Annotated in this window: 11 protein-coding genes and 1 tRNA gene; 1 reads left to right on the top strand and 11 read right to left on the bottom strand. The window is 73.3% G+C overall.

Annotation, left to right across the window (positions count from 1 at the left end):
- Positions 1-181 precede the first annotated feature (181 nt).
- The 11 genes from F1C76_14315 to F1C76_14265 all read right to left on the bottom strand — a co-directional run bounded on the left by F1C76_14315 (position 182) and on the right by F1C76_14265 (position 12,016).
- A complete protein-coding gene (locus tag F1C76_14315; GenBank protein QNG37600.1) occupies positions 182-1,162 on the bottom strand; it encodes a ribose-phosphate diphosphokinase in 981 nt (326 codons plus the stop codon).
- Positions 1,159-2,646 (bottom strand): bifunctional UDP-N-acetylglucosamine diphosphorylase/glucosamine-1-phosphate N-acetyltransferase GlmU, encoded by a 1,488-nt coding sequence (glmU, locus tag F1C76_14310; protein ID QNG37599.1) that lies wholly within the window; start codon positions 2,644-2,646, stop codon positions 1,159-1,161. The genes F1C76_14315 and glmU overlap by 4 nt, the downstream gene beginning before the upstream one ends.
- A gap of 37 nt (positions 2,647-2,683) precedes the next feature.
- A tRNA-Gln gene (locus F1C76_14305) sits at positions 2,684-2,756 on the bottom strand.
- A 76-nt stretch (positions 2,757-2,832) separates the two neighbouring features.
- On the bottom strand, positions 2,833-3,786 hold the full coding sequence (locus tag F1C76_14300) for a 4-(cytidine 5'-diphospho)-2-C-methyl-D-erythritol kinase (GenBank protein QNG37598.1): 954 nt from the start codon (positions 3,784-3,786) through the stop codon (positions 2,833-2,835).
- Positions 3,787-3,791: 5 nt separating this feature from the next.
- Positions 3,792-4,661, bottom strand: coding sequence for a 16S rRNA (adenine(1518)-N(6)/adenine(1519)-N(6))-dimethyltransferase RsmA (rsmA, locus tag F1C76_14295; GenBank protein QNG39256.1), 870 nt, complete (start codon positions 4,659-4,661; stop codon positions 3,792-3,794).
- A gap of 10 nt (positions 4,662-4,671) precedes the next feature.
- On the bottom strand, positions 4,672-5,826 hold the full coding sequence (locus F1C76_14290) for a DUF348 domain-containing protein (GenBank protein ID QNG37597.1): 1,155 nt from the start codon (positions 5,824-5,826) through the stop codon (positions 4,672-4,674).
- Between the two features lie 339 nt (positions 5,827-6,165).
- Positions 6,166-7,005, bottom strand: a complete 840-nt coding sequence (locus F1C76_14285; protein QNG37596.1) for a hypothetical protein — start codon at positions 7,003-7,005, stop codon at positions 6,166-6,168.
- A gap of 48 nt (positions 7,006-7,053) precedes the next feature.
- Entirely contained in the window at positions 7,054-7,920 is an 867-nt protein-coding gene (locus F1C76_14280; protein ID QNG37595.1) for a TatD family deoxyribonuclease, read from the bottom strand.
- Positions 7,917-9,710, bottom strand: a complete 1,794-nt coding sequence (locus tag F1C76_14275) for a methionine--tRNA ligase (GenBank protein ID QNG37594.1) — start codon at positions 9,708-9,710, stop codon at positions 7,917-7,919. Before F1C76_14275 ends, F1C76_14280 begins: the two co-directional genes overlap by 4 nt.
- Before the next feature lie 9 nt (positions 9,711-9,719).
- Positions 9,720-10,367: a hypothetical protein gene (locus F1C76_14270; protein QNG37593.1), complete on the bottom strand. Its 648-nt coding sequence runs from the start codon at positions 10,365-10,367 to the stop codon at positions 9,720-9,722.
- A gap of 125 nt (positions 10,368-10,492) precedes the next feature.
- Complete coding sequence (locus F1C76_14265; GenBank protein ID QNG37592.1) at positions 10,493-12,016, bottom strand: amino acid permease; 1,524 nt, start codon at positions 12,014-12,016, stop codon at positions 10,493-10,495.
- A gap of 107 nt (positions 12,017-12,123) precedes the next feature.
- Here F1C76_14265 and corA point away from each other — a divergent pair, with 107 nt between their 5' ends.
- Entirely contained in the window at positions 12,124-13,212 is a 1,089-nt protein-coding gene (gene corA, locus F1C76_14260) for a magnesium/cobalt transporter CorA (GenBank protein QNG37591.1), read from the top strand.
- The last annotated feature ends 100 nt before the right edge of the window (positions 13,213-13,312 follow it).

The following is a 13,312-nucleotide window of genomic DNA, read 5'->3' as shown; positions in this document are numbered from 1 at the left end:
GGTGTGCTCCTTGCAGGTCGGGGTCTCATCGCCGGCGCGGACGCGGCAGGCCCGAGGGCACACGCACGTCGATCACGGAGAGCGGACCGGGTCCGCCTCCCTCGCCGGGCAACAGGAGCCAGGTTACACACCCCCACGGACCCCGACGAGGAGGGCGCTCCTCGTCGGGGACGCGCGCGGTCTAGGAGGCGCCGTCGAAGAGGCTCGTCACCGAGCCGTCCTCGAAGACCTCCTTGATGGCGCGGGCCAGCAGGGGGGCGATGGAGAGCACGGTGAGCTTGTCGAAGCGCTGGTCGTCGGCGATGGGCAGCGTGTTGGTGATGAGCACCTCGCTGACCCGGCTGTTCTTGAGCCGGTCGACGGCGGGACCGGAGAGCACGCCGTGGGTCGCGGCGATGACGACGTCGGCGGCACCCTCGGCGAAGAGCGTCTCGGCGGCCTTGGTGATCGTCCCGCCGGTGTCGATCATGTCGTCGACGAGCACGCAGACCCGGCCGCGGACCTCACCGACGACGCGGTTGGCCACGACCTCGTTGGGCCGGGTGACGTCGCGGGTCTTGTGGATGAAGGCCAGCGGGGTGCCGCCGAGCTTGTCCGACCAGCGCTCGGACACCCGGACGCGGCCGGAGTCGGGCGAGACGACGGTGAGGTCGCGGCCACCCCACTTGCGCTTGACCTCCTCGATGAGCAGGTCCATCGCGAAGAGGTGGTCGACGGGGCCGTCGAAGAAGCCCTGGATCTGCGCGGTGTGCAGGTCGACGGACATGAGCCGGTGCGCGCCGGCGGTCTTGAACATGTCGGCGACCAGGCGGGCGGAGATGGGCTCGCGGCCGCGGTGCTTCTTGTCCTGCCGGGCGTAGGGGAAGAACGGCGCGACGACGGTGATCCGCTTGGCCGAGGCGCGCTTGAGCGCGTCGACCATGATCAGCTGCTCCATGAGCCAGGTGTTGATCGGCGCGGTGTGGCTCTGCACGACGAAGGCGTCCGAGCCGCGGACGGACTCCTCGAATCGGACGAAGAGCTCCCCGTTGGCGAACTCGTAGCTCGAGGTCGGCGTGGGCGCGACGCCGAGGTGGCCACCGATCTCCTCGGCGAGCTCCGGGTAGGCGCGGCCGGAGAAGAGCATCAGGTTCTTGGTGGGCGTCTGGCTGATCGAGCTCATGACTGAGGCCCCTGCTGGTCGTCGGCCGGTGGTGGGGTGCTGCTGGCAGCGGCTGCGTCGGCCGCGGGCGTCCCGGGACGGCGGCGGCCGACCCAGCCTGCCACATTCCGCTGCTTGGCCCGGGCCACGCCCATGGCCCCCGCGGGGACGTCATCGGTGATCACCGAGCCGGCGGCGGTGTAGGCACCGTCGCCCACGGTGACCGGGGCCACGAACATGTTGTCGGCGCCGGTGCGGGCGTGGCTGCCGATCGTGGTGTGGTGCTTGGCGACCCCGTCGTAGTTCACGAACACGGTGGCGGCGCCGATGTTGGTGCCCTCGCCGATCGTGGCGTCCCCGACGTAGGACAGGTGCGGGATCTTCGAGCCCTCCCCGAGCGAGGCGTTCTTGGTCTCGACGAAGGTGCCCACCTTCGAGCCGCGGGCGAGCCTCGTGCCCGGCCGCAGGTAGGCGAAGGGCCCCACGGAGACGTCCGGGCCGACGACGGCGAGCTCGGCGTGCGTGCGGACGACGCGGGCGCCCTCCCCCACCTCGCAGTCGGTGAGCGTGGTGTCCGGTCCGACGACGGCGCCGGTGGCCACCACGGTGGCGCCCAGCAGCTGGGTCCCGGGCTGCAGGACGGCGTCGGCGGCGACCTCGACGGTGACGTCCACCCAGGTGGTGTCGGGGTCGACCACGGTGACCCCGGCGCGCATGAGGTCGTCGAGGACGCGGTCGTTGAGGGTGCGGCGGCGGGCGGCGAGCTCGCGCTGGTCGTTGCAGCCCAGGGTGTCGGCGGCGTCGGCGGCGCGGTGACCGCCCACCGGGCGTCCGTCCCCGACCAGCAGGCCGAGGACGTCGGTGAGGTACTGCTCGCCCTGGTCGTTGGCCGCGCCGACCCGGGTGAGGGCCTCGCGCACGCTGGCTGCGTCCCCCACGTAGACCCCGGCGTTGACCTCGGTGATGGCCCGCTGCTCGTCGGTGGCGTCCCGCTCCTCGACGATGGCGGTGACCCGGCCCTGCTCGTCGCGCACGATCCGGCCCAGGCCGGTGGGGTCGGGCACGGTCGCGGTGAGCACGGTCAGCAGGTCCCCGGCGGCGCGGTGCGCCTCGACCAGGGCCTGCACCGTGCTGGTGCGCAGCAGCGGGGCGTCGCCGTTGACGATGAGCACGGCACCGCTGAGGCCGGGGACGGCGTCCAGGGCGACCGCGGCGGCGTGCCCGGAGCCGTTCTGCTGCTCCTGGACGACCGGCAGCGCGAGCGGTGCGATCTGGGCCAGGTGGGCGGTGACGGCCTCCCGGCCGGACCCGACGACGACGACGGTCTGCTCGGCGCCCAGCGGGGCCGCGGCGGCCAGCACGTGCCCGAGCATCGACCGCCCGCCGAGGGGGTGCAGCACCTTGGGGGTGCCGGACCTCATCCGGCTGCCCTGTCCGGCGGCGAGGACGACGACGGCGCTCACGAGCGACCCGCCGGGTGCGGACGGGACGAGGGGCTCGGACAAGCGGTTTCCTCCACGGGCGGGACGACGGTCTGACCAGCTGGGGGACTCGGACTCGAACCGAGACTGCACGGCTCCAAAGGCCGGCGGGCTGCCGATTACCCCATCCCCCACCGCTCCGGGCACGCCCGGGAGGCAGGGCCCGAGCCTAGGGCGCCGGGTCCGCGGGGGCGAGCACGGGCACCGGGGTCAGCCGACCAGGCGCGCACCGGGCACGGGCCCGTGCACGACGCGCAGCGCGCGGAACAGCCCGGTGCGCGCGAGCGCGTCGGCCAGCGACTCGGCCGCCTCGGCGTCGGTGGCCAGCCCGGCAACGGTCGGTCCCGAGCCGCTGACGAGCGACCCGAGCGCACCGGCGGCGGTCATCGCGTCCAGGGCGCCGCGCAGGTCGGGGCGCAGGGCGAGCGCCGGGGCCTGCAGGTCGTTGGCAAGGGCGGCACCGAGGGCGCCCGGGTCGCCGCCGAGGGCCGCGACGACGTCGTCGGGTGCGCCTGCGGTCGAGGCGGCCGGCAGCTCCCCCGCGGCGCGCAGCCGGTCGAGCTCGGCGTAGACCGACGGGGTGGACAGGCCCTCCCCGGCGATCCCCAGCACCCAGTCGGTGCGGCGTCGGGCGAGCACCGGGGAGAGCTGCTCCCCCCGTCCCGTGCCCACCGCCGTCCCCCCGAGCAGGCTGAAGGGGACGTCGCTGCCCAGCTGGGCGGCGAGACCGGCGAGGTCACCGCGGGTGGCGTGGGTGCCCCAGAGCGCGTCGAGGGCGACCAGGGCGGCGGCCGCGTCGGCCGAGCCCCCGGCCAGGCCCGCGGCGGCGGGGATCGACTTGTCCACGTGCAGCGCGGCGTCGGCAGCGACCCCGGCGTGCCGGGCGAGCAGCTCGGCGGCCTGCCAGACCAGGTTGCGGGAGTCGGTGGGCACCGCGCCGTCGGTGGCGCCCTCGCCGGACACCGTCAGCGAGAGCCCCTCGTCGGGCCACGCCGTCACCGAGTCGTAGAGCGAGACGGCGAGGAACACCGTGGTCAGCTCGTGGAACCGGTCCTCGCGCAACGGTCCGACGCCGAGGTGCACGTTGACCTTGGCAGGGGCGTGCGCGGTGACCGAGCCGTCCCCGGAGATCCGTCCGGGCCCACCGGAGGTCGCGTTCGCCACGCCGGTCAGCCTGCCGCGACGGGGTCGGTGGCGGCCAGCCGGGCGAAGTCGGTGACCGAGAGCCGCTCGCCGCGCCAGGTGGGGTCGATGCCCGCGGCCCGCAGCCGGGTCTCCGCGGCGGCCGGGCTCCCGGCCCAGCCGGCGAGCGCCGCCCGCAGGCCCTTGCGGCGGGTGGCGAACGCGGCGTCCACGGCGGCGAAGGTGGCCGCACGGTCACCGGCGGGCGGTTCGCGGCGGACCAGCTGGACCAGCCCGGAGTCGACGTTGGGCACCGGCCAGAACACCGGCCGGCCGACTGCGCCGGCGCGCTTGACGTCGGCGTACCAGGCGGCCTTGACGCTGGGCACGCCGTAGGCGTCGCTGCCCGGCTTCGCGGCCAGCCGGTCGGCGACCTCGAGCTGCACCAGCACCAGCGCCGTCCGGATGGTCGGCAGGCGCTCCAGGAGGTGCAGGAGCACCGGCACCGAGATGTTGTAGGGCAGGTTCGCCACCAGCGCGGTGGGCGCCGGGCCGGGCAGCTCGGTGAGCCGCAGCGCGTCGGCGGTGACCACGCTGAGCCGGTCGGCCAGGTGCGGGGTGCGCCCGGCGACGGTGGTCGGCAGCAGGTCGGCCAGCCGGGGGTCGATCTCCACGGCGGTGACGTGGGCGGCGGCCGACAGCAGGCCCAGGGTCAGCGAGCCCAGGCCGGGGCCGACCTCCAGGACGACGTCGTCCGGGCGCAGGTCGGCGGTCCGCACGATCCGGCGGATGGTGTTCGCGTCGTGCAGGAAGTTCTGCCCGAGCTGCTTGGTCGGACGCAGGTCGAGCTGCTGGGCCAGGCTGCGGATCGCAGCCGGGCCCAGCAGCCCGTCGCCGACGTCGGGGGTGGCGCTCAGCGGGTGACCGTTACAGCAGACGGCCGCAGGACGGCCACGGCGAGGCACCGCGCGCGGCGTAGGTGCGCTCGCCGACGGCGATCTGCTGCTCGCGGGTGGCCAGGTCCGGCCGCGACGCGAAGTCCTGACCGCCGTAGGCGTTCCAGGTGCTGATGTTGTACTGCAGGCCGCCGTAGTAGCCGTTGCCGGTGTTGATCGACCAGTTGCCGCCGGCCTCGCACCGCGCCAGGGCGTCCCAGTCCAGGCCACCGCTGGACGCCGGCGGGGCGGCACCGGTGTTGCCGCCACCGGAGCTGCTGGTGGAGGAGGACGACGGGGCCGCTGCGGGGGCCGGGGCCTCCATCGTGCCGACGCTGACCTGCTCGGCGACCGGCTCCCGGGTGACGGTGTCGCTGGCCACGACGCGCCCGGTCTCGACACCGTCGGTGACGGTCACGGTGTAGGTGACGGTGCGCTCGCCGGCGACGCCCTCGGTGGTGACCGTCTCGTCACCCTCGGGCGAGGCCGGGTCCTCGGTCTCGACGGTCTCGAACTCGATCGGCTGGGTCTCGGTGACCTCGCTGACCTGCACCCGGAACACCTGCAGGACCATCCGGTCCATCAGCGGGGTGGTCGGGTAGAGCGTCATGCGGTCGGTCTCGCCGAGGGTGAGGCCCTGCTCGGTCAGCAGGTCCCCGGCGGTCGCCGAGGTGGTGGTGATGCTCTGCGTCGCACCGTCGGCGACCACGGTGATGGTCTTGGGCGTGGTGACCTCCAGGGCCATCCCGTCCAGCGGCAGGCGCTCGCTGCGCGAGGCCGAGAGCACGTAGCCCTCCTCACGCATGCCGAGCTGGTCCAGTGCCTCGTCCACCGACAGGGCGGTGGTGGTGACCTCGCGGCTCACGCCGTCGACGGTCAGCTGCAGCGGACGCGCGCGGTTCAGGACGACGGTGTCGCCGTCGTCCACGGCGGCGTCGGTGCCGGGCAGGACGACGTCGTCGGCGGAGACCTGCAGGCCCTCGTCGGAGAGCAGCTCCCCCGCGGTGGCGGCGTAGGTGTCGACCTGGCGGGACTCGCCGTCCACGGTCAGGGTCACCGACTTCTGGGCCAGCACGTAGGCGAACGAGCCGCCGAGGAGGCCCACGAGCACGAGGGCGAACAGCGAGAGCTTCAGGGAACGGCGCACAACACATCCACGGGTCACGGGGCCCGGGCAGGGGAACTCCGGACGGCAGGCGGCACGGACACCGTGGGGACGGCGGCCGCGTCTGACTGTGTCCGACGGGAGCGTCCGGGGGTCTCCCGAGGCGCCGTCCGAGGTGTTCCCCACCCCGACTGGTCGGTCACGACACGATAACGAACCTGGAACGGAAGGCAATGGTGCGACAGCAGGAAAGCAGGTCGACGAGTCGACTCACAGTCGCCACGCCGACACCACGCGTCACGACCGCGCAGGTGACGGGCGGGGTGGGTGGGACCAGGCGGGCGCTGCCCGTGTGAGCAGACCCACGGTGCGGGTCCGGGCTCAGCCGGCGAGCGCGGGCTCGGTGTGCCGCACCGGCTTCAGCCAGGTGAAGAGGAACACGGCCACGGCGAGGCCGGCGGTGAGGGCGGAGAAGCCGCCGGCCACCAGGGCCACCGGGAGCAGGTCGATGCCGTCGGTGGGGCGGTCGCCCAGGCCGAGACCCGCGACCAGCAGGAGCACGCCCAGCGGCAGCAGCGCCAGCACGCTCACCGCGGCGGTGACCAGGTGCGCCGTCCAGGTCCGCAGCGCCTCGTCGACCGGGACGTCGGCACCCTCGGCGGGCAGCGGGCGCACCAGGACCCGCAGCAGCGCGGTCTCGGCCAGCAGCCACACGACCACCGGCACGCCGACGGCGACCGCGGCGACGGGCCCGTCCAGGTCCCCGGACCGCCAGAGGGCACCGGCCGCGAGGACCTCACCGAGCACGGCGGCCCGCATCGCCCAGAGCAGCCAGGGCGAGACCTGCTCGGACCGCCGGGGCCGGCGGGCCGGGGAGGACACCGCCCAGCGCGGGCGGGGGCGGGTGGCCTCGGCCAGGACGACACCGGCCAACAGGCCGACGACCAGGGCGGGCAGCCACAGGAAGACCGAGGCCTCGGCGAACAGGACCACGCTGGCGATCACGGCGACGAGCCCCAGGCCGAACCCGAGCTGGCGCACCCGGCGGCCGTGCCGGGCCTGCCGGGCGAGCACCGCGGCACCGGCCTCGGACGGCGGCACGAGCTCGACACCCCCACCGGCCACGGCCCGCCGGTCGGCTGCACGCGCCCAGCCGCGGGCGAGCAGCCCGGCGGGCACCATCACGGCGATGAACAGCACGACGGCGATGAGGCGACCCACGCCGTCAGTGTCCCCCTGCGCGCCACCCCACCGCCACGGCGAGGTCCTTCACCACTGCCCGAACACACGCTCCGCGGTGGTCGTCAGGGCCTGACACAGCCGGTCCAGCTCCACCCCGGTGGTCTCGGCCAGGGCCCGCACGGTCAGCGGGACCAGCCGGGAGCCGTTGGGGCGGCCGCGGTGCGGGACCGGGGTGAGGAACGGGCTGTCGGTCTCCACGAGCAGCTGGTCCAGCGGGGCCAGGGCCGCGGCCTCCCGCAGGTTGCCGGCGTTGGCGAAGGTCAGCGTGCCGGCGAAGGAGAGCACGGCCCCCCGGTCCAGGCACTGCCGGGCGAAGGCGGCGTCCCCGGAGAAGCAGTGGAAGACGGTGTGCTCGGGCAGGCCCTCGTCGTCCAGCACCCGGAGCACCTCGGCGTGGGCGTCGCGGTCGTGGATGACCAGCGCGATGCCGTGCCGCTTGGCGATCCCGATGTGCGCCCGGAACGAGGCCTCCTGCGCCGCCCACCCCTCGGGTCCGGTGCGGAACCGGTCCAGGCCGGTCTCCCCCACCGCCCGCACCCGGGGCAGCGCGGCCAGCCGGTCGATCTCGGCGAGCGCCTCGTCGGTGGCGGCACCCGCTCCCGCCTCGTTGGGGTGCAGCGCGACGGCGGCGAGCACCGAGGGGTGCCGGGCCGCCAGCGCGGCCGACCACTGCGAGCTGGCGACGTCCACCCCGACCTGCACCAGCTTCGGGATGCCGACGGCGGCCGCGGCGGCGATCTCGGCGTCCACCTCCGCCTCGGTGGGCAGCCGCTCCTCCCCGCCGACGGCGATGTCGAGGTGGGTGTGGCTGTCCAGCGCCGGGGAGGGCAACGCCTCCGGCGACGGCGGCGGCTCACCGCGCCTGTTCGCCCGCGAGGACGCCGAGCGGCTCACTCCCCCGCCTCGAACCGGGCCAGCTCCTCCTCCACGATGGAGGGGTCGAGCTTGGTGAAGACCGGCTTCGGCGGCGCCAGCGGGGTGCCCGGCACGACCGGGGTGGACGCCCAGACGGCCTGCCCCTGTTCGTAGTCGCCGGTGATGATCGGGTACGGCGACCCGTCGTCGAGGTCGGTGACCTCCTCGATGCGCGGCTGCACCGACCAGGTGCCCTCGCCACCGAGCAGCTCGTGCACCTGCTGGGCCGAGTGCGGCAGGAACGGCGACAGCAGCGCGTTGCAGTCCTTGATCGCCTGGAGGGCGGTGAACAGCACCGAGTCCCGGCGGGCCGGGTCCTCCTTGAGCTTCCACGGCGCTTGGTCGGACAGGTACTTGTTGGCCTCGCCGACCACCCGCATCGCCTCGTTGACGGCGGCCTTCTGCCGGTTGCGCGACAGCAGCTCACCGATCGGGGCGAACGCCCCGGACGTGGTGGCCAGCAGCGCGCGGTCGGCGTCGGTGAGCTCGCCCGGCTGCGGCACGGCGCCGACGTTCTTGGCCGCCATGGAGATCGACCGGTTCACCAGGTTGCCCCAGCCGGCGACGAGCTCGTCGTTGTTGCGGCGCAGGAACTCCGCCCAGGTGAAGTCGGTGTCCTGGTTCTCCGGGCCGGCGACGGCGATGAAGTAGCGCAGCGCGTCGGGGTCGTAGCGGGCCAGGAAGTCCTTCACGTAGATGACGACCCGGCGCGAGGAGGAGAACTTCTTGCCCTCCATGGTCAGGAACTCGCTCGACACCACTTCGGTGGGCAGGTTCAGCCGACCGTAGGAGCCCGGCGTCCCGCCCTTGGCGGCCTCGCCGTTGTAACCGAGGAGCTGGGCGGGCCAGATCTCGGAGTGGAAGACGATGTTGTCCTTGCCCATGAAGTAGTAGGCGTCAGAGTCCGGGGTCTGCCACCACTGGCGCCACGCCTCGGGGTCACCCGAGCGGCGGGCCCACTCGATGGACGCCGACAGGTAACCCACGACGGCGTCGAACCAGACGTAGATCCGCTTGTCGTCGCGGTCGCGCCAGTCGTCGAGGGGGACGCGCACACCCCAGTCGATGTCGCGGGTGTAGCTGCGCGGCTTGAGGTCCTCGAGCAGGTTGACGCTGAAGTTCAGCACGTTCGGGCGCCAGCTCTTCCGGGTCCCGAGCCAGTCGCCGAGGGCCTTGGCGAAGGCCGGCAGGTCGAGGAACCAGTGCTCGCTCTCCACGAACCTCGGCGTCTCGCCGTTGATCTTGCTGACCGGGTTCACCAGGTCGATCGGGTCGAGCTGGTTGCCGCAGTTGTCGCACTGGTCCCCGCGGGCGCCGTCGTAGCCGCAGATCGGGCAGGTGCCCTCGATGTAGCGGTCGGGCAGCGTGCGCCCGGTCGACGGGCTGATCGCGCCCAGCGTGGTCTGCGGGAAGACGTAGCCGTTCTTCAGCAGGCCGGTGAAGATCTCCTGGCTGACGGCGGCGTGGTTGGCCGTCGTCGTCCTGGTGAAGAGGTCGTAGCTCAGCCCCAGGCCGGTGAGGTCACCGACGATGACCCGGTTGTTCCGGTCGGCGATCTCGCGAGGGGTGACCCCCTCGGCGTCGGCGGCGACCGTGATCGGGGTGCCGTGCTCGTCGGTGCCGCTGACCATCAGCACCCGGTCCCCGGCCATCCGGTGGTACCGGCTGAAGACGTCGGAGGGGACGCCGAAGCCCGAGACGTGCCCGATGTGTCTCGGGCCGTTCGCGTAGGGCCAGGCGACTGCGGTCAGGATGTGCCGATCACTCACGGCACGAGACTACGGAGCGCTGTCCACCGTGATCGTCGCCGTCCCGTCGGCCGTCGTCGGCCCGGTCAGCGCGACCGCGGTGAGCACCGCGGCGATCGCGAGGAGGGTCGCGACCCGCACCCGCGGGCGCGCCGCCGGCGTGCGCACGGCCGGCGGACGGCGGGCGGCGGCCTCGCTCCAGGCCTGGGCGGACGGCGTCGTCGCCAGCAGCAGCTTGCCCAGCGGGACGGCGAGGGCGAGCAGCACCAGGGCCGGCACCGGGACGGCGAACGCCCCGGCCGGCACGTGCCGGACGCCGTCCCCGTCGAACCCGAGGGTCAGTCCCCCGACCACCAGCACGCCCAGCTCGCCGAGCGCCACCGCGACCAGCAACCGGCCGCCGCTGCCGTCGACCAGCCCGGCGCCACCGCCGGCGGCCAGCACGACCCAGCCGGCCAGGGCCACGAGGGTGACCACGACCAGTCCGACCGGGGGCCGCAGGCCGCTGCCCCACAGCCCGTCCAGGGAGGTGAGCCCCACCGCGAGCAGCCCGACGGCCTCCAGCACGGCGAGGGACCCCGCGGCGACGGCGGTGACCGGCGGGCGTCGCCGTCCCCTGCCGGAGACCAGCACGCGCGCGAACGCGACGGTGTCGTCGAGGGCGACGGTGCTGGACAACGGGACTCCCTGGCCGGTGACGGGCGGTCACCGGTGAGGTCGTCACACCCGGGGCGGGTCCGGAGACGACGACGGGGCCGCCTCACCCGGCTGGGTGAGACGGCCCCGTCGGGGGTCCTGCGACGTCAGCGCTGGTGGCCCTGCCCGGCGGTGCCGTCGCCGGTGGCCACGCTGTGGTCGTGGTCCCCGCCCTTGGCCAGCCGGCTGTGCTTGCGGCCGTAGAGGTAGTAGACGGCCACGCCCAGCGCCATCCAGACGGCGAACCGGATCCAGGTGTCGGTGGGCAGGTTCAGCATCAGGTAGAAGCTGGCCAGCGCCGCCACGATCGGGATGACCGGCATGAGCGGGACCCTGAACGACCGGGGCAGGTCGGGCCGGGTGCGGCGCAGCACGATGACCCCGACCGACACGAGCACGAAGGCGAAGAGCGTGCCGATGTTCACCAGCTCGGCCAGCGTGCCCAGCGGGATGAGCCCGGCCATGATCGCCACGATGACACCGGTGATCAGGGTGATCTTGTAGGGCGTGCCGTACGTGGGGTGCACCTTCGCCAGGCTCGGGGGCAGCAGGTGGTCGCGGCTCATCGCGAACAGCACCCGCGACTGACCCAGCATCAGGATCATCACGACGCTGGTCAGCCCGGCCAGGGCCCCGACGCTGATGATGCCGGCGAAGAAGGGCAGTCCGACGCTGGAGAAGGCGCCGGCCAGCGGGGCCTCGGCGTTGAGCTCGGTGTAGTTCTGCATGCCCACGACGACCAGGCTGACCAGGACGTAGAGCACGGTGCAGACGGCGAGGGAGCCGAAGATGCCGCGGGGCAGGTCCTTGGCCGGGTCCTTGGTCTCCTCGGCGGCGGTCGCGACGATGTCGAAGCCGATGAAGGCGAAGAACACGATGGCCGCACCGGCGATGATGCCGCCGACCCCGAAGGTGCTCGGGGTGAACCCGGACAGCAGCTGGATGAACGGCTGCGTCAACCCGGTCTCGCCCTCACCGGGCGCGGCCGGCGGGACGAAGGGCGTGTAGTTGGCGGCCTTGACGTAGAAGACGCCGACCACGATCACCAGCAGCACGATCGCGACCTTGATCGCCACGATGATCGAGGTGATCCGCGAGGACAGCTTGATCCCCAGGATCAGCACACCGGTCATCAGCAGCGCGATGAACATGGCCGGGATGTTGAAGCGGGCGGTCTCCCCCGCGATGGTCTCCGGCAGGCCGATGCCGATGTCGGACAGCAGCTGGTTGAGGTACCCCGACCAGCCCACGCTGACCGTGGCCGCACCCAGCGCGAGCTCCAGGACCAGGTCCCAGCCGATGATCCAGGCGATGAGCTCGCCGAACGTCGCGTAGGAGAACGTGTAGGCCGAGCCCGCGACCGGCACCGTCGAGGCGAACTCGGCGTAGCAGAGGGCGGCCAGCCCGCAGACGATCCCGGCGATGACGAAGGAGATCGCGACCGCGGGCCCCGTCGTCGTCTGGGCGACCTCGCCGGTGAGCACGAAGATGCCCGTGCCGATGATCACGCCCACGCCGAAGACCGTGAGGTCCAGACCGGACAGGTTCTTCTTGAGCTGGTGTTCGGGCTCTTCGGTGTCGGCGATCGAGTCCTCGACGCTCTTGACCCGCCTGCCGTTGGCGACGGCCATGTGACTCCCCCTCGGACCCGTGGTTGATCGGTGCAACGGGAGAGTGCCATGCGTCACCCCACCCCGCACGCCTACGCTCGCCGTCGTCCCGCAGTCGGAGGAGAACGATGACCAGCACCGACGCGCGGGCCCCCCGCCCGCGTCCCCGGCACGTCCCGCGGCCCGCCGGACAGCCCCTGCACGCGGCCCCGCTGCGCGAGTCCGGCGGACCCGTCGTCGGCTGCGGCGTCTACGTCGACGGCGCGCGCGTGCCCGACGTCCCGGTGGAGGAGGCCCTGCGGGTCGCCACCGAGCGGGACGGCTTCGTCTGGCTGGGGCTGGCCGAGCCCAGCGAGGCCGAGTTCGAGTCGATCGCCGCCCAGTACGGGCTGCACCCGCTGGCCGTCGAGGACGCCGTCTACGCCCACCAGCGCCCCAAGCTCGACCGGTACGACGACGGCCTGTTCATGGTGCTCAAGACCGCGGCCTACGTGGAGCACGAGGAGCTGACGTCGACCAGCGAGGTGGTGGACACCGGCGAGGTCATGGTCTTCCTAGGCGAGCACCACGTGATCACCGTCCGGCACGGGCAGCACGGCGGGCTGGCCGAGCTGCGCAAGCGGCTGGAGGAACAGCCCGACCTGCTCTGCCACGGCCCGTCGGCGGTGCTCTACGCCGTGGCCGACCTCGTCGTCGACCACTACGTCGAGGTCGCCGCCGCCGTCGAGGAGGACGTCGACGAGCTCGAGGCCTCGGTCTTCTCCCCCCAGCGCACCGACGACATCCCGCGGCTCTACCAGCTCAAGCGCGAGCTGATGCAGCTGCGCCGGGCGGTCACCCCGCTGGACCTCCCGCTGCACGCGCTGTCCGAGCGCACCGGCGACGTCGTCCCGGACGAGATGCGCTCGTACTTCCGCGACGTGCACGACCACACCATCCGGGTGCGCGACCAGATCTCGGCCCTCGACGAGCTGCTCACCTCGATCCTGCAGGCGTCGCTGGCCCGCACCTCGCTGGCCGACAACGAGGACATGCGCAAGATCTCCGCCTGGGCCGGCATCATCGCCGTCCCCACCGCCATCGCCGGGATCTACGGGATGAACTTCGACCACATGCCTGAGCTGCACTGGACCTTCGGCTACCCGCTGGTCCTCCTCGTGATGCTGGGCGCCTGCACCCTGCTCTGGCGCGGCTTCAAGCGCAGCGGCTGGCTGTAGCGCGCCACCCCCACCCCCCGACAAAGGAACCTCTACACCCCCGATCTGCGCCCAGAGGGGGTGCGGAGGTTCCTTTGCCACTGATCCCGGGGGGCGCCGG

The organism is Geodermatophilaceae bacterium NBWT11 (assembly GCA_014218215.1).
Taxonomy (GTDB): Bacteria; Actinomycetota; Actinomycetes; order Mycobacteriales; family Geodermatophilaceae; genus Klenkia.
This window is presented reverse-complemented; position numbering and strand designations above follow the sequence as displayed.

Coding starts and splice junctions, on each gene's coding strand:
- F1C76_14315 (QNG37600.1), bottom strand. CDS start 1,162: ATGAGCTCGATCAGCCAGACGCCCACCAAGAACCTGATGCTCTTCTCC.
- F1C76_14265 (QNG37592.1), bottom strand. CDS start 12,016: ATGGCCGTCGCCAACGGCAGGCGGGTCAAGAGCGTCGAGGACTCGATC.
- corA (QNG37591.1), top strand. CDS start 12,124: ATGACCAGCACCGACGCGCGGGCCCCCCGCCCGCGTCCCCGGCACGTC.